A 26,261-nucleotide genomic window follows, 5' to 3' on the forward strand; every position below is an offset into this window, starting at 1 on the left:
AATTTAGCCTATTCCTCATAATCGCTTCGTCATATATCCGGAACTAACCCTGCAGCGCGGGATTGCTACCTCATGGTTCACACACGAGGAGCACGTCATGATTAAGCATCTTGCCATCATCGCCGTTGCTGCGGCGGGCATCAGCAGCGCAATTCCAGCCAAGGCCCAGGAGATCGGCGTGGGCGTCGGTCCGGGCGGCGTGACAGTCGGCACCGTCGGCCGCGATCGCTATCGGGATGACTACGACCGTGGGTATTACCGTGACCGTCGCGACCGCAACGAGACTGTGATCATCAAGCGCAGCCGCGATCGTGATCGTGGCTATTACGATGGCGGTGTCGAACGTCGAACTGTCATCGAACGCTACTAACATCGCGTCGAACGAGAGGCGGTCCTTCCTCGGAAGGGCCGCTTTTTCGTGCGTGATGGAAGCCCAAGTACCTTGATAGAAAGAAGTACCTTGATGGAAGACGAGCACCTTGAGTGATAGGACCATGACTACTGCAGCAACGGTTTGGTGGCAGGCCGGCACCATCTATCAGATCTATCCGCGGTCGTTTCAGGACTCCAATGGGGACGGCATCGGCGATCTCGCGGGGATCGTCGGCCGGCTTCCTTATCTGCGGCAACTCGGCGTCGACGCGATCTGGCTGTCGCCGATCTTCCCGTCCCCGATGGCCGACTTCGGCTATGACATTTCCGATTATATCGGGATCGACCCAATCTTTGGCACGTCGGCGGATTTCGACGCCCTGGTGGCGGCCGCCCACGGTCATGGCCTGAAGATCATCCTCGATCTGGTGCCGAACCATACGTCGGACCAGCATCCGTGGTTTATCGAGAGCCGGTCATCATCGGACAATCCGAAACGCGACTGGTATATCTGGCGCGATCCGAAGCCGGACGGCAGCGCGCCGACCAACTGGATGTCGGAATTCGGCGGCAGCGCCTGGCAGTATGACGAGGCCACAGGGCAATATTACTATCACGCCTTTCTCGATAAGCAGCCTGACCTGAACTGGCGCAATCCTGCCGTCCGTGATGCGATCCATGAGGTGATGCGATTCTGGATGCGGCGCGGCGTCGATGGCTTTCGTGTCGATGTGATCTGGCATCTCATCAAGGACGAGGAGTTTCGCGACAACCCGACAAACCCGAATTTCACAGCCGGGCGCCCGCCGCACGAGGCCTTCCTGGCGCTCTATTCGACCGATCGTCCGGAGACACTGGACGTTGTCTCCGAAATGCGCCGCGTCGTCGATGAATTCGACGATCGCGTGCTGATCGGTGAGGTCTATCTCCCGGTCGACCGGCTGGTCGCCTATTACGGCAAGGACCTGTCGGGCGCGCATCTGCCGTTCAATTTTGCGCTGCTCTCGGCGCCGTGGAATGCCTTTTCTATCCGCGAATTGATCGCGCGCTACGAGGCGGCGCTGCCGCTCGGCGCCTGGCCGAACTGGGTGCTCGGCAATCACGACCGGCCGCGCGTCGCCAGCCGGGTCGGGACAGCGCAGGCGCGCGTCGCCGCGATGTTGCTGCTGACGCTGCGCGGTACGCCGACGCTGTACTATGGCGACGAGATCGGCATGAAGCAGGTGCCGATTGCGCCGGATCAGGTGCAGGACCCGCTCGAGAAGAACGTCCCCGGCATCGGCGTCGGCCGCGACGGATGCCGCACGCCGATGCAGTGGGGCGGCACCGAACATGCGGGCTTCACCACGGGCGAACCATGGCTGCCGCTGGACACGGACTATCTGCATCAGAATGCGGCTGCTCTCGCCACCGATCCGCATTCGATCCTCAGCCTCTATGTGAAGCTGATCGATTTGCGCAAGCGGATGCCTGAACTAGTGTTCGGCGGCTATGAGCCTGTGGACGCCGCGGGCGATGTGCTGGCCTATCGGCGCGTTTATGACGGGCAGATGGTGCTGATCGCCCTCAACCTCAGCGGTGAACCTGCGTCATTGCATGTGGAGGCCGGTGAAATCCTGCTGGCGACCGGGCTGGATCGTTATGGCGAGAACGTTTCCGGTCAGTTGGACTTACGCGGCAATGAGGGCGTGCTTGTTAAGCTGCGCCCGCAATGACGTGACGAGGTTGGGCCGCTGTCAGGCGGGGTGAGCGTCGGTATCATCGTCGATATCGCTTCGCCGCAGCAGATAATCCAGTCCGCCGACGCGGTACCAGCGATAGGCATAGGCTTCCAGCATTAAATGATGCTTGCCCTTGGCGTCGGCGTGGCTGTGGTCTTCCGCCAAAAGGTTGATTAGGTGCTCACCTTGCTGGCTGTCGATTCCAACTGCGAATGTCACTTCGCATGGCTTCTCGTCGAGATTATGCACGAACAGCACCGAGTTGTTGCGCCAGTCATAGCGGATCGCCAGTACCGCGGGATTGCGCGTGGCGATGATGGCAAAGTCGCCCCAGCCGATCTCCGGTACTTCCTTGCGCATCCGGATCATGCGCTCGGTCCAGTTCAGCATCGAATTGGGATCGCGGCGCTGCTTGGCGACATTGACGTGATCGTATCCGTAGGGGCCCTTGTCGATCACCGGGTTCTTTGACGTGTCGCTCTTGGTGAAACCGGCATGCGGTTCGGTCGACCATTGCATTGGCGTTCGCGCGCAATTGCGTTCCGGCAACGACAGATCATCACCCATGGCGATCTCGTCGCCATAGCGCAGCACAGGCGTGCCCGGCAGCGTGTACATCAAGCTGTAAGCAAGCTCGATCCGGCGGCGATCGCCGCCGAGCATCGGCGCCAGCCGACGCCGGATGCCGCGATCATAGAGCTGCATGTCCTTGTCCGGGCCGAACTTGGCAAACACGATCTTGCGTTGCTCTTCGGTCAGACGTCCGAGATCGAGTTCGTCGTGATTGCGGAGAAACAGGCCCCATTGTGCCGTTGCCGGCCGCGGCTTGGTCACCTTCATGGCGGCCGCCAATGGGCGTACATCGCCGGAGGCCAGCGCATAGAACAGATTCTGGTTGACGTGAAAATTGAACATCATCTGCATGCGGTCGCCATCGTCGCCGAAATATTCCATGTCGGTTTCCGGCAGCACATTGGCTTCGGCGAGAATGATCGCGTCACCCTTGCGCCATTGCAGGAATTCGCGGAAGGCGCGCAGCATGTCGTACTGTTCGGTCGGCTTGTTGACCTTCGGTCCCTTGGTGGCGATCACGAACGGCACCGCGTCCATCCGAAAGCCCGAGACGCCGAGCTGCAGCCAGAAGCCCATGATCTTGAGGATCTCGGCCTGCACATAGGGATTGGACGTGTTGAGGTCGGGTTGGAAATCATAGAAGCGGTGGAAGAACCAGGACTTTGAAATCTTGTCGTGGGTCCAGGTCGATTTCTGCACGCCGGGAAACACCATGCCCTTGTTGGCGTTGGCCGGCTTCTTGTCCGACCACACATACCAGTCGCGATAGTGCGAGTCCTTGGCGCTGCGCGCATCCTTGAACCAGGCATGCTGGTCCGAGGTGTGATTGACGACGAGATCGATGATCACGCGGATGCCGCGCTGGTGGCAGCCATGGGTGAATTCGACGAAGTCACCGAGCGTGCCGTAGCGCCGATCGACGCCGTAATAATCCGAGATATCGTATCCATCGTCCTTACCGGGCGATGGCTGGAACGGCATCAGCCAGATCGCGGTAATGCCAAGGCCATGAATGTAGTCGAGCCGCCGCGTGAGGCCCTTGAAGTCCCCGCAGCCATCGCCGTCGGCGTCCATGAAACTGCCCACGGACAGGCAATAGAAGACGGCGTTCTTGTACCAGAGGTCGTCGATCATGATGGGCACCGGTATGCGGGACGGTGCGGTTCAAGTCGCGGCGTAAGCGAGGGTTCCCGTTCCTTTCTTTCCCTCTCCCGTTGTGGGAGCGGTCGAGACGGGAGAGGGGAAGAAAGAAAAAGGCGCCGCCGATTGCTCGGCGGCGCCTTTTAATGATTGTCGTCGGTTAGACGCGAGCGCGCTTAATCCATGCCGATCGTGGTCAGGTCCTGGAACCAGTGCTGGGCCTGCACGAACTTCTTCACCTTCGGCGACAACGCATGCGGGTTGGTGTCGTGAACGACCCAGACCAGCACCGCATCGTCGACGATCTGCGCATGGGCTTCGGCGAGCAACTCGTCCTGCTTCTTGGGGTCGAAGGTGTTCTTGGCTTCGTCGATCAGCGCGTCGACCTTCGGGTTCTTGTAGCCGCCCCAGTTCACGCCGACCGGAGCGATCTGGCCGGAGTGGAAGAAGCGGACGATGGCGTAAAGAGGATCCGAGGTGACGTAAGCGATGTTGTTGGACGTGATGCCCTTCATGCTGTCGTCGGCCGCGCCCTTGCGCCATGCGGTGTAGAGAACTTCGAGCTCGACGACCTTGAACTCGACCTCGACGCCGATTTCCTTGAAGCTCTGCTGCAGGAATTCGTTGATCGGCAGCGACAGCATCTGGCCGGTGCCGCCATTGGCGATGATGAAGGTCGCCTTCAGCGGCTTGTCCGGGCCGTAGCCCGCTTCCTTCACTAGCTTCTTGGCTTCGGCAAGATCATACTTGATCTTGAAAGTCGGCTTGCCGAACCATGGGCTCGACGGATCGACCTGGCCAATGGCGGGCTTGGCGAGGCCGTTCATCAGGGCGACGACAGCATCGCGATCAATGGCGAGGTTGAGTGCCTTGCGCAGGCGGACGTCGGTCCAGGGCGAACCCGGCAGCACGCTGAGATGATAATTCCAGACATGCGGCGTGACGTTGTCGACGATCTTCATGCCGGCGCCCTTGAGCTGCGGCACAGCATCGGGGGCGGGGGTCTCGATCAGATCGACCTGTCCGGCGAGCAATGCATTGGTGCGAGTGAGGGCTTCCGGCATCGGGACGAGCACGAGCTTGTCGGCTTTGGGAATGCGCTTCTTGTCCCAGTAATCCGGATTCTTGCTGAGTTCGGCGAGTTCGCGCGGCACCAGCTTGGTCAGCTTGAACGGGCCGGTGCCCGATGGCTGTGACGCGAACTTGTCCCAGTCCTTGCCGACCTTCTCATACTGCGCCGGGCTGGAGACCAGGAACCAGAGCATCTGATAAGGGAAGAAGGAGTCGACGTTCTTGGTGGTGATCTCGACGGTGCCGTCGTCGATCTTGGCGTAGCTCGCGACCGAGGGCAGGCGGGTCTTGACCTGCGCGCTCTGGCGCTTGTCGAATTGCGGCGCCTTCTCGTTCAGCACCTTGTCGAGATTCCAGATCACCGCATCGGCGTTGAAGTCGCTGCCATCATGAAATTTCACGCCCTTGCGCAAGGTGAAGCGCCACTTGGTCTTGTCGGTGTCGTCGACTTTCCATTCGGTGGCGAGGCCGGGAATGAGTTTGCCCGGACGATCGGCGACATCCATTTCCCAGGCGACGAGCGGATCGTAGATCGTGTAGCCGGTGAACTGGTAGCCGCCGGCGCCGCGATCGGGCTGACCCGTGGTCAGCGGCACGTCCGCCATCGAGATGCCATAGCGCACGACCGTTTCGGCTTGCGCCGGCGCGGCTGCGCTTATGACGGCGGCGATGGCCGCAACAAATAACGAGCTTCGAACGCGCATAAACCAGACTCCGTATGGTGGGATATTGTCCGCCAGATACCTGCAATCCTGATGCCAGATTGGGCATATCGAACGGTTGGTGTGTGCTGGTGTGCTGCAGTGCCGCAGTTTGAGTCATTGCGGTGCAAGGTTGCAGGCCTTGGCACAAGCGTTGCATAAGAATTAGCCAGTTTAGAACAAGCCAACACTGGCGGAAGCCAACGTGTCATCCAAAGCCAAGAGGGACTGATTACGATGCGTATCGAAAAGCCGACAAAGAGCCGTCTCGCGACAGCAATCACCTTGCTGACGCTCGCCACGGCCCTGACCTTGCCACAGGTGGCGCGCGCCGAAACGGTGCTGCGCATCGGCATGACCGCTGCCGATATTCCGCGCACGCTCGGCCAGCCCGATCAGGGCTTCGAAGGCAATCGTTTCACTGGCAACACGATGTATGACGGCCTGACCGGCTGGGATCTGTCGTCGGCGACCAAAGCGAGCGTTGTCATTCCCGCGCTCGCCACCGAGTGGGCAGTGGACGACGCTGACAAGAAGAAATGGACCTTCAAACTGCGTCCCGGCGTCACTTTCCACGACGGTTCGGCCTTCAATGCGGATGCCGTGGTCTGGAATGTGGACAAGGTGCTCAAACAAGATGCAGTCCAGTTCGATGCCAGCCAGGTCGGTGTGACCGCCTCGCGCATGCCGACCCTGGTGTCGGCGAAGAAGATCGACGACATGACCGTCGAACTGACCACGAAGGAGCCGGACTCCTTCCTGCCGATCAATCTCACCAACCTCTTTATGGCGAGCCCCACCAAGTGGCAGGCGCTGTTCGACAAGGCCGAAGGCGCCGATGCCAAGGCCAAGTCGCAGGCTGCATGGGCGGCCTTCGCGCGCGAAGCCTCCGGCACCGGCCCGTGGAAGATGTCGAAGTTCACGCCGCGCGAGCGTCTCGAACTGGTGAAGAACGACGCCTACTGGAACAAGGACCGCGTTCCGAAGACCGACAAGATGGTGTTGCTGCCAATGCCGGAAGCCAATGCCCGTACTGCGGCACTGCTGTCCGGTCAGGTCGACTGGGTCGAGGCACCGGCGCCTGACGCCGTCAAGGAAATCACCGCACGCGGCTTCAAGATCGAGAAGAACGAGCAGCCTCATGTCTGGCCGTGGCAGTTCTCGCGCGTCGAAGGCTCGCCGTGGAACGATATCCGCGTCCGCAAGGCTGCCAATCTCTGCATCGATCGCGAAGGTCTGAAGGACGGTCTGCTCGCCGGCCTGATGGTGCCGGCGACCGGCACCTTCGAGCCCGGCCACCCCTGGCGCGGCAAGCCGACTTTCGAGATCAAGTATGATCTGAAGGCCGCGCAAGCGTTGATGAAGGAAGCCGGTTACGGTCCCACCAAGAAGCTCGAAGTGAAGACGCAGACCTCGGCGTCCGGCTCCGGTCAGATGCTGCCGCTGCCGATGAACGAATATCTGCAGCAGGCGCTGGCGGAGTGCTACTTCGACGTCAAGCTCGACGTCATCGAATGGAATACGCTGTTCACCAACTGGCGCCGCGGCGTCAAGGATCCCTCGGCGAATGGCTCCAACTCCACCAACGTCACCTATGCGGCGATGGATCCGTTCTTCGCGCTGGTGCGCTTCCTGCAGTCGTCGATGGCGCCGCCGGTCTCGAACAACTGGGGCTTCATCAACAATCCGAAGTTCGATGAACTCGTGACCAAGGCACGCACCACCTTCGATGCGACGGCACGTGATGCGGCTCTGGCCGAGCTTCACGCGGCTTCGGTCGACGACGCAGCCTTCCTCTACGTGGCCCATGACGTCGGCCCGCGTGCGCTGAGCCCGAAGATCAAGGGCTTCGTGCAGCCGAAGAGCTGGTTCGTCGACTTCTCGCCGGTGTCGATCACGCCGTAAGCAACAAGTGAATATCGGCCGCACATTGTGCAGCCGATATTCACACGAACCTCTCCACGTCATGGCCGGGCTTGACCCGGCCATCCACGCCTTCTTCGCTGCAAAGACGTGGATGCCCGGGTCAAGCCCGGGCATGACGAACGAGGGGGCAGAGTTTCTGAACCGAAGGTGATCAGTGTTCGTCTACATCGCGCGACGCGTCGTCTATGTGATTCCTATCGTCCTAAGCGTGGCGCTGGTGTGTTTCCTGCTGGTGCACATCACGCCCGGCGATCCTCTCGTTGCCATTCTTCCCGCTGACGCATCGCAGGAGCTGGCGCAGCAACTGCGCGTCGCTTACGGCTTCGATCGTCCGCTGCCGGTGCAGTTCGGCCTGTGGCTGTGGCGCGCGCTACACGGCGATCTCGGCGCGTCGATCGCCACCGGACGTCCCGTTCTGGCTGAAGTGTTGAAGGCGGTCGGTAACACCGTGACGCTGGCCATCGCGGCGGCCGCCATCGGTTTCACGCTCGGTTTGTTCTTCGGCCTGATCGCCGGCTACTTCCGTGATACCTGGGTCGACAAGGTTGCGACCTCGATCGCCATCGCCGGCGTCTCCGTGCCGCATTACTGGCTCGGCATGGTGCTGGTCATCATTTTCTCGGTACAGCTCAACTGGCTGCCTGCGGTCGGCGCTGGGCCGGGCGGTTCTGGCTCGTGGGCCTGGGACTGGGAACACATCAAATATCTCGTGCTGCCGGCGATTACGACCTCGGTCATTCCGATGGGCATCGTGACCCGCACGGTACGTGCGCTCACCGGCGATATCCTGTCGCAGGATTTCGTCGAAGCGCTGCGCGCCAAAGGCCTGCAGGAAACCAAGGTGTTTCGTCACGTCATCAAGAATGCGGCGCCGACGGCGCTGGCGGTGATGGGCCTGCAGCTCGGCTATATGCTCGGCGGTTCGATCCTGATCGAAACCGTGTTCTCGTGGCCCGGCTCGGGGCTTCTTTTGAACTCCGCGATCTTCCAGCGCGACCTGCCGCTGCTGCAGGGCACGATCCTGGTGCTGGCGCTGTTCTTCGTGTTCCTCAATCTTCTGGTCGATATCGCGCAGGCGTCGATCGATCCGCGCATCAAGCGGAGCTGACCATGCTGGATATCCTCTCATGACCACGATGACCGACACCGCATTGCAGGCGGCGCCTGCCACCAAGGCCCGCGGCTATTGGGCCACGGTCGGCCGCCGCATCGTGCGCGACAAGGTCAGCATGGCCTGCGCGTTCATTCTGCTGCTGATCTTCCTGGCGGCGATCTTTGCGCCCTATCTGCATCTCGCAGATCCCTATCAGGGCTCGATGATCCGCCGTTTGCGTTTCATCGGCACACCCAATTATCCGCTCGGCACCGACGAACTCGGCCGCGATATGCTGGCGCGCCTGATCTATGGCGGGCGACTGTCGCTGCTGATCGGCATCCTGCCGGTGATCCTTGCCTTCTTCATCGGGACGGGGCTTGGCGTTGTGGCCGGCTATGTCGGCGGGAAGCTCAATACCGCAATCATGCGTACCGTCGACGTGTTCTACGCGTTCCCGTCGGTATTGCTGGCCATTGCGATTTCCGGCGCGCTGGGTGCAGGCATTCTGAACTCGATTGTGTCGTTGACGATCGTCTTCGTGCCGCAGATCACGCGCGTCGCCGAGAGCGTCACGACCGGCGTGCGCAACATGGACTATGTGGAAGCCGCGCGTGCCTCCGGCGCGAACGCCTTCACCATCATGCGGGTGCACATGCTCGGCAACGTGCTGGGCTCCATCTTCGTCTACGCGACAGGGCTGATCTCGGTGTCGATGATCCTCGCCGCCGGTCTGTCGTTTCTCGGCCTCGGCACCAAGCCGCCGGAGCCGGAATGGGGCCTGATGCTGAACACGCTGCGTACCGCGATCTATGTCAATCCGTGGGTGGCAGCACTCCCTGGTGCGATGATCTTCGCGGTGTCGATCTGTTTCAATCTGCTGAGCGACGGCATGCGCAGTGCCATGGATATCCGGAACTGATGGCATGAGTGATATTGTAGAAGAAATCGACAAGTTGGAGCCGCTGGAAGACATCGGCGGTGTTGCACAGCCGCTGTTGCAGGTGATCAGCCTGACCAAGCACTTCCCGGTGCGCGGCGGATTGTTCGCGCCGAGCAAGACCGTACGCGCCGTGGACGATGTGTCCTTCGCCATCGCCAAGGGCGAAACCGTCGGCATCGTTGGCGAGTCCGGCTGCGGCAAGTCGACGACGGCGCGGCTGCTGATGCATCTGATGCCGCGCAACTCGGGCGACATCATCTATGATGGCCGCACTGTCGGGCGCGAACTCTCGTTGCGCGAGCTGCGCCGCGGCATGCAGATGGTGTTTCAGGACAGCTATGCCTCGCTCAATCCGCGCCTGACCATCGAGGAATCGATCGCCTTTGGGCCGAAGGTCCACGGCATGGCAGACAAAGCCGCACGGCTGCTGGCACGTGAGCTGCTCGGCAAGGTCGGCTTGCGGCCTGAAACCTTTGCCAATCGCTATCCGCATGAAGTCTCCGGCGGCCAGCGTCAGCGCGTCAACATCGCGCGTGCGCTGGCGCTATCGCCGCGTCTCGTCATTCTCGACGAGGCGGTCTCGGCGCTCGACAAGTCGGTCGAGGCGCAGGTGCTCAACCTGCTGGTCGATCTCAAGCGCGAATTCGGCCTGACCTATCTGTTCATCAGCCACGATCTCAACGTGGTGCGTTACATCTCCGACCGCGTGCTGGTGATGTATCTCGGCGAGGTCGTTGAACTCGGCCCGGTGGACGAGGTCTGGGACGGGCCGGCGCATCCCTATACGCGCGCATTGCTCGCCGCGATGCCGTCATCCGATCCCGACAAGCGCACGGAAACGCCGCCGATCACCGGTGATCCGCCGAATCCGATCGATCCACCGTCCGGTTGTCGCTTCCACACACGCTGCCCGTTCGCGGAAGCGATGTGCGGCGAGGCGACGCCGAAACTGACTGAAATCACGGTGACTGGCCATCAGGCTGCCTGTTACATGGCGATCCCGGGTTCGGGACACAGCAAAGCACCTGCCGCAGGAGTGCACTGACATGACCAAACCGACTGCCAGGCAGATCAAGGCGCTGACCGAAGTCAGCGGCCTTCCCGCATCCGACGAGGTTGCCGAGCGCATCGCCAATTCGATTGGTCCTGCTTTTGAAGGCTTCGCTGCCGTAGCGGGCACCTTGCCGTTCGATCTCGAGCCCGCAACCTTCCTCGCTGTTCAGAATACGAAGGTTGCCAAATGAGCGTCACCGAACCCGCATTGCTGTCGCTGACGGAAGTCGCCGACGCTATCGCCACGAAGAAGATTTCGTCGCGCGACGCCACGCAGTCGTGCCTCGATCGCGCCGTGAAATCGCAGCCGAGTCTCAACGCCTATATGTCGATCGAGGCCGATGCAGCGCTGACGGCGGCGGACGCGGCCGATGCCGCGCTCGCCAAGGGGCAGAGCCGTGGCGTGCTGCATGGCGTACCGCTGGCGCACAAGGACATGTATTACGACGAAGGGCACGTCGTGACCTGCGGCTCGCATATTCGCCGCAACTGGGTTGCGACTACCACGGCGACATCGCTGCAGCGCCTGAAAGACGCTGGTACCGTGCGGCTCGGTTCGCTGCAGATGGTCGAATTCGCCTACGGTCCGCTCGGTCATAACGTGCATTACGGCGCCGTGCATAACCCGTGGCATGTCGATCACGTCACCGGCGGGTCATCGTCGGGTTCTGGCTCCGCTGTGGCGGCGCGTCTCACATTTGCGGCGCTGGGCTCCGACACCGGCGGATCGATCCGGCTGCCGGCGCATTTCTGCGGCGTCTCCGGTTTGAAAACGACCGTCGGTCTGGTCAGTCGCGCCGGCGCGATGCCGTTGTCGCAATCGCTTGATACGGTCGGCCCGCTGGCGCGTACCGTGGAAGATTGCGCGCTCGTGACCGGCCTGATGGCCGGCGCCGATCCGCTCGATCCGACCACAAGCATGCGCCCTGTGCCGGACTACATGGCGGCGACGCGTGCGTCTGCCAAAGGCATGACCGTCGGCATTCCCAAGGCGTTCTATGTCGACGATCTCGACGCCGACACGGCTGCCATTCTGCAGAATACCATTGCGACGCTAAAGGATGAAGGCATCAAGATCGTTGAAGTCGATCTGCCCAATCAGGGCCAGCTCACGGCGGCGTGCCAGTTCGTACTCGCGACGGAAGCCGCGGCGATGCACAAGCGCTGGATGATCGAGCGCCCGCAGGATTACGGTGCGCAGGTGCTGATGCGGCTGCAAAACGGCCTCGCCATCACCGGCGTGTCCTATATCGAGGCGCTGCGCTGGCGTGGTCCGGCGCTGGCGGCCTATCTCGCCGCCGTGACCGGCACTGATGCCGTGCTCGCTCCGGTCTCGCCCGGGGCAGCTCCGACCATTGCCGAGACCGATGTCGGCAACAGCTCGGGCGCCGAAGCGATGATCCAGCGGCTGACGCGCTTTACGCGTCCGATCAACTATCTCGGTCTGCCCGGTCTCTCGATCCCGGCCGGCTTCACCAAGGCGAAGCTCCCGGTGGGCATGCAACTGATCGGTCGGCCGTTCGATGAATCGACGCTGCTGACCGTCGGTGCCGCATTCCAGCGCGCCACGGACTTCCACAAGCAGTGTCCGGAGTTGGCATGAGTAATCTCGTCGAGGTTCGCAATCTCAACGTCCGGTTCGGCGGCGAACGCACCGTCTATGCGGTGAACGATCTCAATCTCACGCTCGGCGAGGGCGAAGTGCTCGGTCTCCTCGGCGAGTCCGGGTCGGGCAAGAGCGTCACCTTGCGTGCACTGATGCGATTGCTGCCGAAGAAGCGCACGCAGATCAACGGCACGGTGAACGTGCTCGGCAAGGATGTGTTGGTGCTCGACGATGACGAACTCTCGGCATTTCGCGGCCAGACAGTGTCGATGATCTTCCAGGAGCCGGCGCTGGCGCTGGACCCCGTCTATACGATCGGCCAGCAGATTGCCGAAAGCGTGATGCGTCACGAGGGCAAGAGTCAGGCCGAGGGCGTGAAGCGCGCGCTCGAAATGCTCGAGGTCGTACGCATTCCCTCCGCCAAGCGTCGCCTCGATGCCTATCCGCACGAGATGTCCGGTGGCATGCGGCAGCGCGCGATGATCGCGCTGGCCTTGGCGTGCAAGCCGAAGATCCTGCTCGCGGACGAGCCGACCACCGCGCTCGATGCCACCGTGCAGATCCAGATCCTGTTGCTGCTGCGCGAGCTGCAGCGCGAGTTCGGCATGTCGATCATCTTCGTCACGCACGATATTGGCGTTGCCATCGAGATCTGCGATCGCGTCGCCGTGATGTATGCCGGCCAGATCGTCGAACAGGGCACGCTGAGCCAGATCGTCCGCTCGGCCGTGCATCCCTATCCGCAGGGGCTGTTGGCTTCCACCGTGCACGGCGCCAAGCGCGGGGCACGGCTGGAGACCATTCCCGGTACGCCGCCGTCGCTCGACAAGCCGCCGGTGAATTGCTCCTTCGCGCCGCGCTGCAAATTCGCCCAGCCGCGTTGCGTCGAGGCGCCGCCGCCGAATGTCGAACTCGCCGACAATCGTGTGGTGCGGTGTATTTTGGCGGAGCAGGCGGCAGTGCCGGCCTGACGCCGTCCTACCCCGCCAAATTCTTCAGCAGGAACGTCAGCGCCGTCTGCGCGAAACTGTGCATGTTGCCCGACCGGTCGTTGCTGCCGGTCTCCAGCGTCATGACTTCGTTTCGCGGGCCGGCGACTGCCATGCAGCTATGGCCGGCGGCATCGCCATAGCGATTGCCGGAGGGGCCGGTTGCGCCAGTTTCCGACAAGCCCCAGTCACAGCCGAGGCGGGTGCGGATCTGAGTCGCCAGCAGTTGTGCGTAGGGCTCTGAAGATGAGCGCATGCCCGGTATCCTAAACGCGTCATCGGAAATATCCATCAATACGCGCCTAGCATCGCGCGTATAGATCACGCCGCCGCCGATGAAATAGGCGGAGGCGCCGGGCACTGCGAGCAGCGCGGCGGAGATCAAGCCGCCGGTCGAGGATTCAGCTATGCCGATGGTTTGCTTGCGTGCGATCAGCTCAATGGCGATCTTCTCGGCGAGGGGGATGAGATCTCTCATGACTTCTTCCCCCAAGGTTTTGACCAAGGCCTGATCCACGGCTTCTTCGCCAGTGATCCATAGACAGCGCGAATAAAATTCTTGCTGGCCGTTTCGTTCGGGGCCCATTTGGCGTCGAGATCGGCAAATGGCTTGGCCGCCAGGACCTCATCCTCGGTCTTGCCGTCCTTGATCAGTTTGGCCATGCGATCGCGCGCCGTCACCAGCATGGTGCGATAGTCGACCAGCGCAGCCTTGTTCGCGAGCGGCCCGTGGCCGGGAACGATCTTGGTGTTGTCGTTCGTCAGTTTCAGATAGGCGTCGGTCGCTGCGATCATCCCCTTGATATTGCCGCCGTTGAGGACGTCGATGTTGGGATAGCGGCCATTGGTTAATGTATCACCGGTCGCAATGACATTGGCGCTCTTGAAGTAGACATAGGTGTCGCCATCGGTATGCGCGTTGTCGGGATGGCGCAGTTCGGCGATGCGGCCGCGCAGGCTGAGCTTGAGCTGATGTGTGTAAGTGTTAGTCGGCAGCGCCGCCTTCGGCGCAGGTGGATTCTGTGCGCCGGTCAGGAAATTCGTGGTGCCTTTTTTCAGGCGGGTTCTGACCTTGACGTTGGCGACGATGGTCGCGCCTTCGTTGGCAAAGGCCTCGTTGCCGCCAGTATGGTCGCCGTGGAAATGCGTGTTGACGAGATACTTGACCGGCTGCGGCGTCACCGCGGCGATGGCCGCCTTGATCTTGTCGTGCAGCGGCGCGAATTGGCTGTCGACGAGGATGGCGCCCGATTTGGCCGTGGCCAGCGTCATGTTGCCGCCCTGGCCTTCGAGCATGTAGACGCCGTCACCGAGGTCGGTGGTCTTGATCTCGACCTTTGAGAAGTCGGGCGGTGGCGGTGCTGCCGGCGGTGTGGACGCCTGCTGTGCGAGCGCAGGCGCCAGCGCCAGAAGGGTGAAAACCGCGGCCAGTGTCGTCCGATTCATCGCAAGCTCCATTCCGAAACAGGCCAGACTTCTAGCATGTTTCGGATCGCGATCTGCTCGCGAACACGTGATGTCGACAATGCCGATCAGCGGCCAGAACGGTCACGTTCCGGCGGGACCTGGGAGAGCAGCCAGTCGCGAAAGGCCTTCAGTTTCCGCGAATCCGACGACGCTTCGGGAGACACCAGATAGAACCCGGCATCGGCGGGCATGCGCATGTCGAAGGGCACCACCAGCCGGCCCTTGGCGAGATCGCCCTCCACATAGGTGGTGCGGCCGATCGCGACGCCGAGGCCGTCGATCGCTGCCTGCAGGGTCATGAAGATCATGTCGAAGGTCAGGCCGGGCTGTTTCGAAATATCGGCCGGCAATCCGGCGGCGGTGAGCCAGAGCCGCCAATCATCGTCATAGCCGCCGCTCGAATGCAGCAGCGTATAGTCCGCGAGATCCTGCGGCTTCAGCAGCGCCTTCTTTCCGGTGCGGAGCGCCGGGCTGCACACCGGAAACAGATCATCCGCCGTCAGCCAGTCGGCGCGGAGGCCAGGCCATTGGCCGCGGCCGTAGCGGATCGCCGCATCGACATCGCCGCCCTTGAAATCGACCATGCTGGTCGACGTCGTGATACGCACATCGATATCGGGATGGGCTTTTTGGAACATCGAGATGCGCGGCAGGAGCCATTTCGACGCCATCGATGCCAGAGTGCTCACGGTCAGTACGTGGTCGTTGTCTCGTCGCTTGAGCCGGTCTGTGGCAAGACGCAGATCGTTGAAAGCCGCGCGCACGCCCGGCAGATAGTCGTGTCCTTGCGGGGTGAGCGCGAGCGCGCGGTTCTGCCGAATAAACAGTTTGAGACCAAGCTCTTCTTCCAGCCGCTTGATCTGATGGCTGATCGCCGTCTGCGTGACGTTCAACTCGCTCGCCGCATTGGTGAAGCTCAGATGGCGTGCGGCGGCTTCGAAGGCGCGCAGCCCGTTGAGTGACGGCAACCGGGTGCTCATCCACGCTCTCCCTGGCGATTCAACCCCACTTCCTATCCATGAGTTTGTCTCATGTGACGCGGTGCACAATGTCGTTTGTGCAATGTGAGAATGAAGCCGATATTTCCTCCATAAACTTAGCTTCAGGAGAGCAAAATGTCTACTTGCACCCGTGAATCGATGACAAATCATCATGCTCCGCTCAGCTTGGCGGCCATCGCCGAGACGTTCGACGTCTGGCGCGAGCGCGCCCATCAACGCCGCGAACTGGTGCATTGGAGCGAGCGTGACATCCACGATGCCGGCCTTTCGGTGGGGGACGTGATGGCTGAAGCCAGCAAGCCGTTCTGGCGTGCATAGGACGATCCGATCGTTCGGGAGCAACTGTCATGCAACATCTCAACCTCGATGACCTCGGTCAGTATTCCGATGTGGTGTTGTCACGCAGCGGCGCTGCGGTGACGGTTCGATTCGTTGAACTTGCCGATGCGGACGCACTCCAGGCCTATTTCCGTGGCCTGTCGGTCCGGTCGCGCTACAATCGCCTGATGGGCGCCGCCAGCGAATTGCCGGCGGCGCAGCTCGACAAGTTCATTCATGTCGGCGAGGCCGACAGCTTCTCTGTCGTCGCGACGGTCTCGCGCGATGGCTCAGAGACCATTGTCGGCGAAGCCCGCTACGCATTCGATGAAGCGACGTCCCGTTTCGAACTGGGCCTGTCCGTGGCCGATTCCATGCAAGGGCAGGGCATCGGCGTGGCACTCATGTCCAATTTGGAATGCCGTGCTGCGGCGCTCGGAGCCGACCAGCTCTTCGGAGATACATTGCGCTCAAACGAGGCAATGCTCGCACTGGCCCGCAAGGCCGGCTTCACATTCGCGCCGACGCCAGGCGATTGGAAGCAGGTGCGCTTCGTAAAGCAGATCGATACGGTGCCAACCGCAAACCCATGTGCGGTCTGGCGCCTCGCAGCGCAATCCCTGCAGCCGATACTTGCCTAAGCGCGGCAACACTCGCCACGTTCAGGCAAGGTATGATGCGACGAAGCAATTCAATCCCTCTCTAGCTCAGGATTGCTTCGTCGCATCTGCGTGTCCTGAAGACGGCGCCTATGCCGTCCCTTTCGCGAAGTCTGTCGATGTGGCCACGTCGCGCCACGCAGCCAGTTCCTTTTCGACAAAAGCATGCTTGCTCTCAATCCGCGCAACCGTGTCGCTGCCGAGCGGCAGACGGACCGGAGGAGTCTTGGCAGCCGCAAGCTGCATGAAGGCCTTCGCCAGCTTGCTGGGATCGCCGGGCTGCGCATGATTGACGTCGGCGGCGTGACCGCGGGTCTTGCCCACCGTGGCGTGATAGTCGCCGATCTCCAACGCGGTACGCACCAGCGAGTTGTCATCCAGGAAATCCGTGCGGAAGAAGCCGGGTTCGACCACGGTCACATGGATGCCGAGTGGCGCGACTTCGGCGGCCAGTGCTTCACTGATGCCTTCGACCGCGAACTTGGTCGAGCCATAGACGCCCCAGCCCGGAAAGCCTGCATATCCGCCGACGGATGACACGTTCATGATGTGACCCGAGCCCTGCCGGCGCATATGCGGCAGTACCGCGCGGGTGACGCCGAGCAGGCCGAACACGTTGGTGGCATAGAGGCGTTCGACTTCCTTGGCGCTGGCTTCCTCGATCGCGCCGAGCAGGCCATAACCGGCATTGTTGACCAGCACATCGATGCGGCCGAATTTCTTTACAGCCTGACCTGCGGCCTCATGGGCCTCGGTCTCGCTGGTGACATCGAGCCGCGTCGCCAGCAGGCGCTCATGGGTGCCGAGACGTGCGGTGACAGCATTGGGATCGCGGGCCGTTGCAACGACGGCATCGCCCTGGGCCAAAGCTTCCGCCGCAATGAGGGCGCCGAAACCGCGGGACGCTCCTGTGATGAACCAGACACGCATGATGGTCTCCCTTTCGTAATGGCCCCGCGTCAGTGCCGGGCTGATGGGAGGAAACTAGCGGCTCGCCAGAACTGAAATAATCCTCTATTTGTTCCATGTGTTCATGAGCTGGATTCAACAATGAGCCTGATCGGCCCGGCCGACTTCGTGACCTTTCTGGCGATTGCCCGGCATCGCAGCTTTCGCAATGCCGCCGTCGAACTTGGCGTATCTGCTTCGGCATTGAGCCATGCCTTGCGTGGCATCGAGGAGCGGCTGGATATCCGGCTGGTCAATCGCACCACCCGCAGTGTCGCGCTGACGGAAGCGGGAGAGCGGCTGTTCGCACGGGTCAGTCCGGCGTTTCAGGACATCAATGATGCGCTGGAGGACCTCAATCATTTTCGCGGCAAGCCGGCGGGGACGTTGCGCTTCAACGCCGCCCGGCAATCGGCACAGCTCGTGCTGCTGCCGATCGTCACGCGATTCCTGAAAGCCTATCCGGAGATCAATGTCGAGATTGCCGTGAATGACGGTCTTGTCGACATGGTCTCTGCCGGCTTCGACGCTGGCATTCGCTTCGGCGAAACCGTCGCAGCGGACATGATCGCGGTGCCGATCGGCCCGCGGCAGCGATCGGCCGTCGTTGCGTCACCCGGCTTCCTCAAGCAGCACAAGCCACCGCAGACGCCGCACGAGCTGAAAGACCTGCCATGTATCCGCTATCGATTCTGGGGCGGTGCGCTCTATCGTTGGGAATTCGAGCGCGGCGGCATTGAGGTCGAGATCGACGTCGCGGGTGTGCTCACCTTGAACGATCAGGACCTGATGGTGGACGCCGCGCTGGACGGAGCCGGACTGGCTTACGTGTTCGAAGGGCAGGTCGAGGAGTTGATCGCCAAGCGAAAGCTTGTTCGAGTCCTCGCCGACTGGTGTCCGGCCTATCCCGGCTTCTTCATGTATTATCCCAGCCGCCGACAACTGCCGGCGGCATTGCGGGCCTTCGTCGATTTTGCCAGGACGCCGGCTTTGGCGAAGCTGAAGGCCTGATGCGCTTCAGTTGCCCGTGAAGTTTGGCTTGCGCTTCTCGATGAAGGCTTGCACCGCCTCGCGATGATCCGCCGTCATGGTGGTGCGGATCAACCGCTCGGCCTCATGATCCCGCGCCGTCGCAAAATCGAAGGCGAGTGCTTCGTCGAGATTGTCCTTCATGTAGCGCAGCGCCAGCGTCGGCCCCTGCGCCAAGCCGCGCGCCAGTGCGAAAGCCTCGTCCTGCAGCCTGTCGTCGGGCACCACGCGGTTGAACAATCCGATGGCTTCGGCGCGGCTTGCCTCGACTTTTTCGGCAGTGAACATCAGCTCGCGTGCGCGGGCTGTGCCGACAAGACGCGTTAACAGCCAGGCGATGCCGTAATCGCCGCTGAGACCGACGCGCAGATAACCTGTCGAGACGAAAGCCGATTGCGCGGCGATGCGGATATCGCAGGCCATGGCAATGGCGAGGCCCGCACCCGCAGCGGGGCCGGGCAGGGCGGCAATGGTCGGCTTGCGCACGGCAACGAGGGCACCGGTCAGCAGGCGCTGACGCTCCTGCAGATCGGCGACACGCTCGTCGAACGACATCTCCAGCACCGCCTGCTTGCGATGCGCACCCATGCCCTTCACATCTCCGCCGGAGCAGAAGGCCGTGCCGGCGCCGGTAATCAGGAGCGCGCCGACATCGGGATTTTCGCCGCAGGTGCGGATCATTGTGCGCAATGCGGGCGTGAGATGGTCCGACAGCGAGTTGCGCGCTTCCGGCCGGTTCAGGGTGATGACGGCAACGCGCTCGCGGATCTCGCACAGCAGCTCACTGGTGCCGGTGTCGATGACCTTTACGGCTTCGCTCATGTGTCTCGCCCTGTTTCGCGTCAGAATTTCTCGACCCATGGACGGATTTCAAGCTCCGAACTCCATGCGCTGCGGGGCTGCTGTAGCACGTTCCAGTAATTCATGGCGATGGCATCGGGGTCGAGCATCGAGTCCGGCCTGTCCGCTGGCTCAACGCGGACTGAACTGCGAATACCGCCATCGATGACAAAGTGGGCGATGTGAATGCCCTGTGGCGCAAACTCGCGGGCCAGCGACTGTGCCATGCCGCGCAGCGCGAACTTCCCCATTGCGAAGGGTGCAGACTGCGCGAATCCCTTGATGCTCGCCGAGGCACCAGTGAACAGGATGGCACCGTGCTTGTTGGGCAACATGCGCTGCAATGCCTGTTGCGCGACCAGAAATCCGCCGAAGGCGCTAACAGCGATGGATTGTGCAACATCGGGAGGTGCGAGCTCGATGAAAGGCCCGCGGGCGCGCTGGCTGGCGTTGTAGACGACGATATCGGGTGCGCCGATCTGGCGTTCGACATCTGCAAACAGTTTGGCGACATCTCCGGCCTGGGTCGCGTCGCAGGCAAAAGCCTTGGCGCCGGTCTCCTGGCACAGCGCATCCAGCTTGCCGGGATTGCGGGCGGCGAGTGCGACGCGGATGCCCTGTTTGGACAGCAGCCTCGCCAGCGATGCGCTGATGCCCTCACCGACGCCGACGATCAAAGCGGTTTCGTAATGCGGAATTTCCATGGATCAAATCTCCGGCTGGGGCACTTTATTCGCTGGCGCGGCAGGCGCATGATGAAGATGGAAACGCAACTGCCAAACACAAGAGGCCGTCATGAACGCCCACGCCCAGATTGCCGCCAATCTGATCGCACCCGATACGTCCGGCATGAATTTCTACCGGGCCGATCCGGCGCTGACCGATCTGCTGCGTATTCATCTGCCGGAGGATTTGTTCAACCATATCGAACCGCATCTCGATCGGCTGGGCGGTCTTGTCGGTGGCCCGCTCGATGAAGCCGGGCGGATGGCCGACAAGCATGGACCAGTGCTGCATCAGCGCGACAAGTTCGGCCAGGACGTGCAGTGGGTGGAATATCACCCGGCCTATCGCGAGCTTGAGAACGCAGCTTTCGGCGAGTTTGGCATTCACGCGCTGTCGCACCGCAAGGGGATCATGGGCTGGCCCTCGACCTATCCGGTGACAGCCAAGCACGCCTTTACATTCCTGTTCAATCAGGCCGAGTTCGGCATGGGGTGTCCAATCAATGTCACCGATGGCGCTGCGAAACTGCTGTCGAATTACGGTGACGATGCGCTCAAGGCGAAATATCTCGACGGGCTGACGCAGACCGACATGAGCAAGCTGACCCAGGGTGGTCAGTTCATGACCGAGAAGGAAGGCGGCTCCGACGTCGGCAAGCTGACGACATCGGCCGTGCAGGAGGGCGATCACTGGCGGCTGCATGGCGAGAAGTGGTTCTGCTCCAATGCCGATGCGAAAGTCGTGATGCTGCTGGCGCGGCCGGAAGGCGCGGTCGGCGGCACCAAGGGTGTCGGCCTGTTCCTGATGCCGCGGACGCTCGACGACGGTACGCCCAATCACTACCGGATCGTACGCTTGAAGGACAAGCTCGGCACCCGGTCGATGGCATCAGGTGAGATCAAGCTTGAGGGCGCCATTGCATATGCCGTTGGCAAGCTCGATCGCGGCTTCGTGCAGATGGCCGAGATGGTGAATTCGTCGCGCCTGTCGAATGGCGTGAAGTCGACCTCGCTGATGCGCCGCGCCTGTCACGATGCGATGGCAGTCGCGCGCGGCCGTGTCGTGTTCGGCCAGCGCATCATCGACATGCCGCTGGCGCGGCGGCAATTGATGAAGATCATGGTGGCGACCGAGCAGGCGTTGTCGATGAGCTTCCTCACGGCGGATGCGCTGGACCGTGCCGAAGCTGGCAGTCAGGATGCTGCAGCGCTGCTGCGGATCCTGACGCCGACGCTGAAATTCCGTGCCACCCGTGACGCGCGCAAGGTCTGCGGCGATGCGATGGAGATGCGCGGCGGTGTCGGTTACATCGAGGAATTCGCCACCGCGCGGCTGCTGCGCGATGCCCATCTCGGCTCGATCTGGGAGGGCACCGGCAATATCGTTGCGCTCGATGCGCTGACGCGTGCGGTGGGCCGGCACGGTGCCGAGGCTGCGCTTGCTGCCGACTTGCATGCGCGGCTGGACGATTCTCCGAGCGTACCGCAGGCATGGCGCAATCGGCTGCGCGGCCTCGCCGACCGTGCCATCGGCTTCGCGCGTGAGGTCGCCGCGCGGTCGGATAACGAAGGTGATGCCCGTCGTGCAACCAGCTCGCTGTATCATGTGGCCAGCGCCATCGCGATGACATGGGAAGCGCACCGTATCCACGCACGACGCGGCGATGCGCGGCGCCTGCTTTTGTCGCGCCTCGTCATCGATCATCGCCTGATGGCGCCAGATCCGTTTGCGCTGGTGGAAAGCGAAACCCAGAAGCAGATCGTCGCGCATCTACTGGGCGAGCACGATGTCGGCATGGCGGAGGCCGGCCGGCTGGTTCTGGCATGAACGAGGTTGGCTTCGGCGGCGCGTGCCGCCGAAGCCATTTTACCTAGTCGGCAAGTGCCAGTCTGATCGCTTGCTCGACCGGCGAATACGCTTTGTCATCGCGGTCAAGCACGAGATCGCCGCGTGGCAACAGCGGTGGTTGTGCCATGAAGCGCGGCTCCGCTCCGCGATGCGGCTGTGCCGCATGGACCAGAAATGGGTGGCACAGATAGACTGTGCCAGCCTCTCCCAAAGCTAGTACTTCCGGCCGATGCGCGCTATCGGCAAAGCCGTCGGCGGCAAGTTCACCGAGCGACAGGCCGGCGTTACCGTGCGGAGCAAGTTGCCGTGCGATATCCAGATGCGATCCTGCACGAATTCGCGTCGGCGCATCGTCGGCGCCGACATCCGAGAACAGGAACAGCATCAGCAGCGCGCGTCCCTTCGAGACGATGTTGGCGCGCCACGACATGAAGTCCGGGTTCTCGTGACCGAATGACACATCGATGTGCCAGCCGGCATCGCCGGGATCCTCAGGCGAAGGGAACCGCACCGGGAAGGTGCCGAGACTTCCACGTGGCAGCCAGCGGCCCGTTCCGACCAGTTCATCGAAGGCGCGATGCAGCATCGGCGTATTTGCTGCCGCTGCGAAGGGCGGCTGCGAATAATCGTCGAGCCGGATCACCGGTTTCGTCCATGTGTTGCTGTCACTCGGATCGCAACCGGTGTCACGCCACAGGAGGGGGCGGCCGGCCTCTGCGAGGTCGCGCGAGAACGCGTGATCGATCCTGACGAAACCGTCATGGACGAATTGCGTCAGCTGCGCGTCGCTGAGGGCGCGCGTAGAGATATTGTTGTCAGGCATGTCAGAAGACTTTCAATGATCAGGCAAACCGGATGCGCTCCCTGCCAAGCAGGCACGCATCATGGAATTCGGTTTGAGCGCATGGCGTTCAAATCCGCGGGGCCACGGGCCCGGCTCAGATTTGGAAGAACGCCGTAATGATCGTCATCTTCATACCTGGAAATTTAATACTGCCATCCCCGTCGGTCAACCCGATTAGGCATTTGCAGTTTTCAGGAACGCGAGCAGCAAACGGCTGACCTCTTCCGGCTGCTCCTGCTGCACCCAATGGCCAGCGCCGTCGATCAGATGGACCGCGCGCATATCCGTGCAGGCGGTCTTCTGCATCGCCTCGATAGCGCGCGGCCGCTGATAGATGCCCCAGTCTTGCTTGCCCGAGATGAAGCATGAGGGCACATCGATGGTGCGCCCGGCAAAGGTCTCGTAGTCGGCGTTGAACGCGCCTGTCGTGTTGCAGCGGTACCACTGCAATCCGCCCTGGAAACCCGTGCGGGCATACTCGCCGGCATAGAAGGCCAGTTCGTTGTCTGGCAGCCATTCGCATGACGCGATCTGTTCCGGCGTCGGCATCTCTGCGGCGACGGTCTCGGCCATGGTCTGGTCGCGGTCCATCACATAATAGGTTGGCAGTTTCGCAAGTTCGTTCGCCGTCCATCCCTGCAGGGGATACGGCGTATTGCCTGGCCAGTCCGCGCTCTTGTGATGATAATAGGCGCGCAGGAAATCATGCACGCCCTGCGGCGCATGTTGCATATGAGCGTTGGCATCGCGTGTGGCGTAGTACCACTGATAGTGGATGCGCGGCCGCGGCAGTGCGGCGAGGTCCTGATGGACGAGGTCGCGATGCACGGGATCTTCCGTCTTTGGCGGAGCCGGCTGATCGGCGGTACCGAATGGCAGCGGCGGAGGCCCGGCGAAGGGCGCGCTCATCAGCACGATGGATTTGAAGACATCCGGCCGCACCAGCGCGCACCAGGCCGCAACCGAGCTGCCGTAGTCATGTCCGACCACCGCATCGACATGGCGATAGCCGAAGGCTGCGACCAGCCCGACCGCATCACGCACGAGGTTGAGCAGATTGAAGGGACGCAGATCGCCATCATAATCGGCGCTCCATCCGGTAGTGCGGCCATAGCCGCGCTGATCGGGCGCAATGACGTGATAGCCGGCCGCGGCCAGCTGCGGCATCACCTTGCGCCAGCTAAAGGCCAGTTCGGGGAAGCCGTGCACGAGGAGGACGCAGGGCCGGCCCTTGGTTTCGAAGCCGGCCTCCAGCACATGAACGCGCAAACCGTTGACGTCCTCGACAAAGCGCGAGCGAATTCCAGCCGGCAGAATGTTGGGGTCGATGGGTGTCACGTCGCCTCCATGCTGCACTTGTGCGGCAGCGTGAGTGCACTCCAGCGCAAGCACCGTGAAAAGACAACTAGCGTTTGAAGCGGGCCACCAATTCGATATGGGGCGTATGCCGGAATTGGTCCACGGGTGTGACGCTGTCGAGCTTGTAGCCGCCATCGATCAGGATTTTTGCATCGCGTGCGAAGGTCTGGACGTTGCACGACACGGCGACGACGACGGGAATCTTGCTTGCCGCGAGCCGTTCGACTTGTGCCTGCGCGCCCTGGCGCGGCGGATCGAACACGACAGCGTCGAAGTCGCGCAATTCCTGCGGCACCAGTGGACGGCGAAACAGGTCGCGCATCTCCGCCTTGATTGGTTTCAGGCCCTTGGTGTCCTTGATGGCCTGCTGCAGCGATGTGATCGCGCCACTGTCGCTGTCGAGCGCGGTGACCTTGGATTTGGTTGCAAGCCGGAGCGCGAAGGGGCCGATGCCGCAGAAAAGATCAGCGATGTTTTTCGCGCCTTTGCAGAGCTGGAGCACAAGCGCCGCCAATGTCTCTTCACCGGCCGCGGTGGCCTGCAGGAATGAGCCTGGCGGTAACGTGACCTGTGCGCTGCCCATCGTCACGACCGGCGGCACGCGCATCAGCACGAGTTCGCCATGGCGTGTCAGCCGCGCGAGTTTGTGCGCTTCAGCGATGCGCGACAGCGCCGTGATGATCGCGGTCGGCAATGGCCCGGTGCCGCGGACGTCGATATCTAGTCCGTTACTGGCCGCTGTCACCTGAATGTCCAGCGGCTTGCTGACCGGCTTCAACACCTCGGCCAGCGCGCGCGCTGCATCGAGCGCGCCATCCAGTGCAGGATCCAGGATCGGGCACGCGTCGATGGCGATGATCGCGTGGCTCGCCGATGCCGCGAAGCCGACACGCAGTCCGCCATCGCTGCCACGCCGGGCATGCAGCGTCACGCGGCGGCGGCCGGCACCATGAGCATCGACGATCGGATCGACCGGGCAGGTGATCTTCGCCTGCGCCAGCGTGTCGATCACGATCTGGCGCTTCCAGGTCTGATAGGGATCGGGCTGCCAGTGCTGGATGGCGCAGCCGCCACAGCGCGTGAAGTAGGTGCAGAACGGATCAATTCGTTCCGGGCTGCCGGTGTCGATCTGCAGCAGTCGTCGACGCTCCGGATGCTCGTCGTCGCGTTCCGTGTCGACGACCTCATGCGCCAGCGTGTAGGGCACGAACAGCGACGCGCCGTCTGCAAAGCTGACGCCGTCGCCGCGTTGGCCGACATGATCGATGGTCAGGCGTTCAGCCACGCCGGGCACCCATGAAGAATTCGATATTGCCGTCACCGCCGGTAATCGACGACGGGAAGACCTCGATATCGGTGCAGCCGAGCGTCCTGGCAAAATCCGTGATGTCGTCGCAGATGGCCTGATGCACGGCGGCGTTCTTGATGATGCCGCGCTTGGATTGCTTCCGGTCGGCTTCGAATTGCGGCTTGATCAGCGCCAGCAGACTCATCGGCGCCGCAGCGAGTGACAGGGCGACAGGCAGCACGGCCTTCAGCGAAATGAAGCTGACATCGATCACGACCACATCCGGGCGGGCCGGCAGACGCTTGTTCTCATAGCTGCGGATATCCGTCTCTTCCATGGAGATGATTTTCGGATGGCCATGCAGTGATGGATGGAGCTGGCTGTGCCCGACATCGATGGAGAAGACCATGCTGGCGCCGTTGGCGAGCAGCACTTCTGTAAAACCGCCGGTGGAAGCGCCGACGTCGAGGCAGACGTGGTCCTCGATCTCGATCGGATATAGCTCGAGCGCACCTGCGAGCTTGACGCCGCCGCGTGAGACCCAGGGATGCGCCGGTTCAGCCTCGATCGCGGCGTCGAGAGGCAACGGCTCGGACACTTTGGCGACCGCTTTGCCGTTGGCCTTCACAAGCCCTGCTTCGATGGCGGCTTGCGCACGTGCGCGGCTTTCGAAAATGCCGCGTTCGACGAGAAGCGTATCGGCGCGTTTGCGCGGCGCAGTTGCAATGTTCTGAGTTTTTGTCATG

General features: G+C 62.1%; 25 protein-coding genes. 13 read left to right on the forward strand and 12 right to left on the reverse strand.

What is annotated here, in order from left to right; genetic code table 11:
* Positions 1-97: 97 nt before the first annotated feature.
* Positions 98-370 (forward strand): hypothetical protein, encoded by a 273-nt coding sequence (locus A4A58_RS17750; protein WP_068734487.1) that lies wholly within the window; start codon positions 98-100, stop codon positions 368-370.
* A 124-nt stretch (positions 371-494) separates the two neighbouring features.
* Entirely contained in the window at positions 495-2,087 is a 1,593-nt protein-coding gene (locus A4A58_RS17755) for an alpha-amylase family glycosyl hydrolase (RefSeq protein WP_068734489.1), read from the forward strand.
* Between the two features lie 21 nt (positions 2,088-2,108).
* Here the strand turns inward: A4A58_RS17755 and A4A58_RS17760 are convergent, their stop codons facing one another.
* Together A4A58_RS17760 and A4A58_RS17765 are read right to left on the reverse strand one after the other, a co-directional pair.
* On the reverse strand, positions 2,109-3,800 hold the full coding sequence (locus A4A58_RS17760; RefSeq protein ID WP_068734492.1) for an alpha-amylase family protein: 1,692 nt from the start codon (positions 3,798-3,800) through the stop codon (positions 2,109-2,111).
* A 182-nt stretch (positions 3,801-3,982) separates the two neighbouring features.
* Entirely contained in the window at positions 3,983-5,581 is a 1,599-nt protein-coding gene (locus A4A58_RS17765) for an ABC transporter substrate-binding protein (protein ID WP_068734497.1), read from the reverse strand.
* 234 nt (positions 5,582-5,815) lie between these two features.
* Between A4A58_RS17765 and A4A58_RS17770 the strand changes: the two genes are divergently transcribed.
* The 7 genes from A4A58_RS17770 to A4A58_RS17800 all read left to right on the forward strand — a co-directional run bounded on the left by A4A58_RS17770 (position 5,816) and on the right by A4A58_RS17800 (position 13,170).
* Positions 5,816-7,483, forward strand: a complete 1,668-nt coding sequence (locus tag A4A58_RS17770; RefSeq protein ID WP_068734499.1) for an ABC transporter substrate-binding protein — start codon at positions 5,816-5,818, stop codon at positions 7,481-7,483.
* Between the two features lie 175 nt (positions 7,484-7,658).
* Positions 7,659-8,612 carry an ABC transporter permease gene (locus tag A4A58_RS17775; protein WP_068734501.1) on the forward strand — a complete coding sequence of 318 codons (954 nt, stop codon included), beginning with the start codon at positions 7,659-7,661 and terminating at the stop codon, positions 8,610-8,612.
* Positions 8,613-8,640: 28 nt separating this feature from the next.
* Positions 8,641-9,519 (forward strand): ABC transporter permease, encoded by an 879-nt coding sequence (locus A4A58_RS17780; protein WP_192855919.1) that lies wholly within the window; start codon positions 8,641-8,643, stop codon positions 9,517-9,519.
* Positions 9,520-9,523: 4 nt separating this feature from the next.
* Complete coding sequence (locus tag A4A58_RS17785; RefSeq protein ID WP_068734505.1) at positions 9,524-10,585, forward strand: ABC transporter ATP-binding protein; 1,062 nt, start codon at positions 9,524-9,526, stop codon at positions 10,583-10,585.
* Position 10,586: 1 nt separating this feature from the next.
* Entirely contained in the window at positions 10,587-10,784 is a 198-nt protein-coding gene (locus A4A58_RS17790; RefSeq protein ID WP_068734507.1) for a hypothetical protein, read from the forward strand.
* Positions 10,781-12,196 (forward strand): Asp-tRNA(Asn)/Glu-tRNA(Gln) amidotransferase GatCAB subunit A, encoded by a 1,416-nt coding sequence (locus A4A58_RS17795; RefSeq protein ID WP_068734510.1) that lies wholly within the window; start codon positions 10,781-10,783, stop codon positions 12,194-12,196. Before A4A58_RS17790 ends, A4A58_RS17795 begins: the two co-directional genes overlap by 4 nt.
* Entirely contained in the window at positions 12,193-13,170 is a 978-nt protein-coding gene (locus A4A58_RS17800; RefSeq protein WP_068734512.1) for an ABC transporter ATP-binding protein, read from the forward strand. Before A4A58_RS17795 ends, A4A58_RS17800 begins: the two co-directional genes overlap by 4 nt.
* Before the next feature lie 7 nt (positions 13,171-13,177).
* Here the strand turns inward: A4A58_RS17800 and A4A58_RS17805 are convergent, their stop codons facing one another.
* The 3 genes from A4A58_RS17805 to A4A58_RS17815 all read right to left on the reverse strand — a co-directional run bounded on the left by A4A58_RS17805 (position 13,178) and on the right by A4A58_RS17815 (position 15,635).
* Positions 13,178-13,666, reverse strand: coding sequence for a CinA family protein (locus tag A4A58_RS17805; protein ID WP_068734514.1), 489 nt, complete (start codon positions 13,664-13,666; stop codon positions 13,178-13,180).
* A complete protein-coding gene (locus A4A58_RS17810) occupies positions 13,663-14,634 on the reverse strand; it encodes an MBL fold metallo-hydrolase (RefSeq protein ID WP_158005702.1) in 972 nt (323 codons plus the stop codon). The genes A4A58_RS17805 and A4A58_RS17810 overlap by 4 nt, the downstream gene beginning before the upstream one ends.
* An 86-nt stretch (positions 14,635-14,720) precedes the next feature.
* A complete protein-coding gene (locus A4A58_RS17815) occupies positions 14,721-15,635 on the reverse strand; it encodes a transcriptional regulator GcvA (RefSeq protein ID WP_068734518.1) in 915 nt (304 codons plus the stop codon).
* A gap of 159 nt (positions 15,636-15,794) precedes the next feature.
* On the opposite strand from A4A58_RS17815, the gene A4A58_RS17820 reads away from it, so the two are divergent.
* Both A4A58_RS17820 and A4A58_RS17825 read left to right on the forward strand, forming a co-directional pair.
* Complete coding sequence (locus A4A58_RS17820) at positions 15,795-15,974, forward strand: DUF1127 domain-containing protein (RefSeq protein ID WP_433993634.1); 180 nt, start codon at positions 15,795-15,797, stop codon at positions 15,972-15,974.
* 29 nt (positions 15,975-16,003) lie between these two features.
* A complete protein-coding gene (locus A4A58_RS17825) occupies positions 16,004-16,615 on the forward strand; it encodes a GNAT family N-acetyltransferase (protein WP_068734522.1) in 612 nt (203 codons plus the stop codon).
* Between the two features lie 108 nt (positions 16,616-16,723).
* Here A4A58_RS17825 and A4A58_RS17830 read toward each other — a convergent pair whose 3' ends face one another.
* Positions 16,724-17,563: an oxidoreductase gene (locus tag A4A58_RS17830; RefSeq protein WP_068734524.1), complete on the reverse strand. Its 840-nt coding sequence runs from the start codon at positions 17,561-17,563 to the stop codon at positions 16,724-16,726.
* Positions 17,564-17,683: 120 nt separating this feature from the next.
* Here A4A58_RS17830 and A4A58_RS17835 point away from each other — a divergent pair, with 120 nt between their 5' ends.
* Positions 17,684-18,592: a LysR family transcriptional regulator gene (locus tag A4A58_RS17835; protein ID WP_068734526.1), complete on the forward strand. Its 909-nt coding sequence runs from the start codon at positions 17,684-17,686 to the stop codon at positions 18,590-18,592.
* 6 nt (positions 18,593-18,598) lie between these two features.
* On the opposite strand, the gene A4A58_RS17840 is transcribed toward A4A58_RS17835, so the two are convergent.
* Together A4A58_RS17840 and A4A58_RS17845 are read right to left on the reverse strand one after the other, a co-directional pair.
* The gene (locus A4A58_RS17840; RefSeq protein ID WP_068734528.1) at positions 18,599-19,432 is read right to left on the reverse strand and encodes an enoyl-CoA hydratase; all 834 of its coding nucleotides are present in this window, start codon (positions 19,430-19,432) and stop codon (positions 18,599-18,601) included.
* A gap of 20 nt (positions 19,433-19,452) precedes the next feature.
* The gene (locus tag A4A58_RS17845) at positions 19,453-20,154 is read right to left on the reverse strand and encodes an SDR family NAD(P)-dependent oxidoreductase (protein WP_068734530.1); all 702 of its coding nucleotides are present in this window, start codon (positions 20,152-20,154) and stop codon (positions 19,453-19,455) included.
* Between the two features lie 91 nt (positions 20,155-20,245).
* Here A4A58_RS17845 and A4A58_RS17850 point away from each other — a divergent pair, with 91 nt between their 5' ends.
* Complete coding sequence (locus A4A58_RS17850; protein WP_068734531.1) at positions 20,246-22,003, forward strand: acyl-CoA dehydrogenase family protein; 1,758 nt, start codon at positions 20,246-20,248, stop codon at positions 22,001-22,003.
* A gap of 43 nt (positions 22,004-22,046) precedes the next feature.
* Here the strand turns inward: A4A58_RS17850 and A4A58_RS17855 are convergent, their stop codons facing one another.
* The 4 genes from A4A58_RS17855 to A4A58_RS17870 form a co-directional block, all read right to left on the reverse strand.
* Positions 22,047-22,847: a phytanoyl-CoA dioxygenase family protein gene (locus tag A4A58_RS17855; protein ID WP_068734533.1), complete on the reverse strand. Its 801-nt coding sequence runs from the start codon at positions 22,845-22,847 to the stop codon at positions 22,047-22,049.
* Between the two features lie 195 nt (positions 22,848-23,042).
* Positions 23,043-24,197, reverse strand: coding sequence for an alpha/beta hydrolase (locus tag A4A58_RS17860; protein ID WP_068735315.1), 1,155 nt, complete (start codon positions 24,195-24,197; stop codon positions 23,043-23,045).
* Between the two features lie 76 nt (positions 24,198-24,273).
* The gene (locus tag A4A58_RS17865) at positions 24,274-25,512 is read right to left on the reverse strand and encodes a class I SAM-dependent RNA methyltransferase (protein WP_068735317.1); all 1,239 of its coding nucleotides are present in this window, start codon (positions 25,510-25,512) and stop codon (positions 24,274-24,276) included.
* Positions 25,505-26,260, reverse strand: coding sequence for a TlyA family RNA methyltransferase (locus tag A4A58_RS17870; RefSeq protein WP_068734535.1), 756 nt, complete (start codon positions 26,258-26,260; stop codon positions 25,505-25,507). The genes A4A58_RS17865 and A4A58_RS17870 overlap by 8 nt, the downstream gene beginning before the upstream one ends.
* Position 26,261 lies beyond the last annotated feature (1 nt).

This window comes from Tardiphaga robiniae (genome assembly GCF_001618955.1).
Taxonomy (GTDB): Bacteria; Pseudomonadota; Alphaproteobacteria; order Rhizobiales; family Xanthobacteraceae; genus Tardiphaga; species Tardiphaga robiniae_A.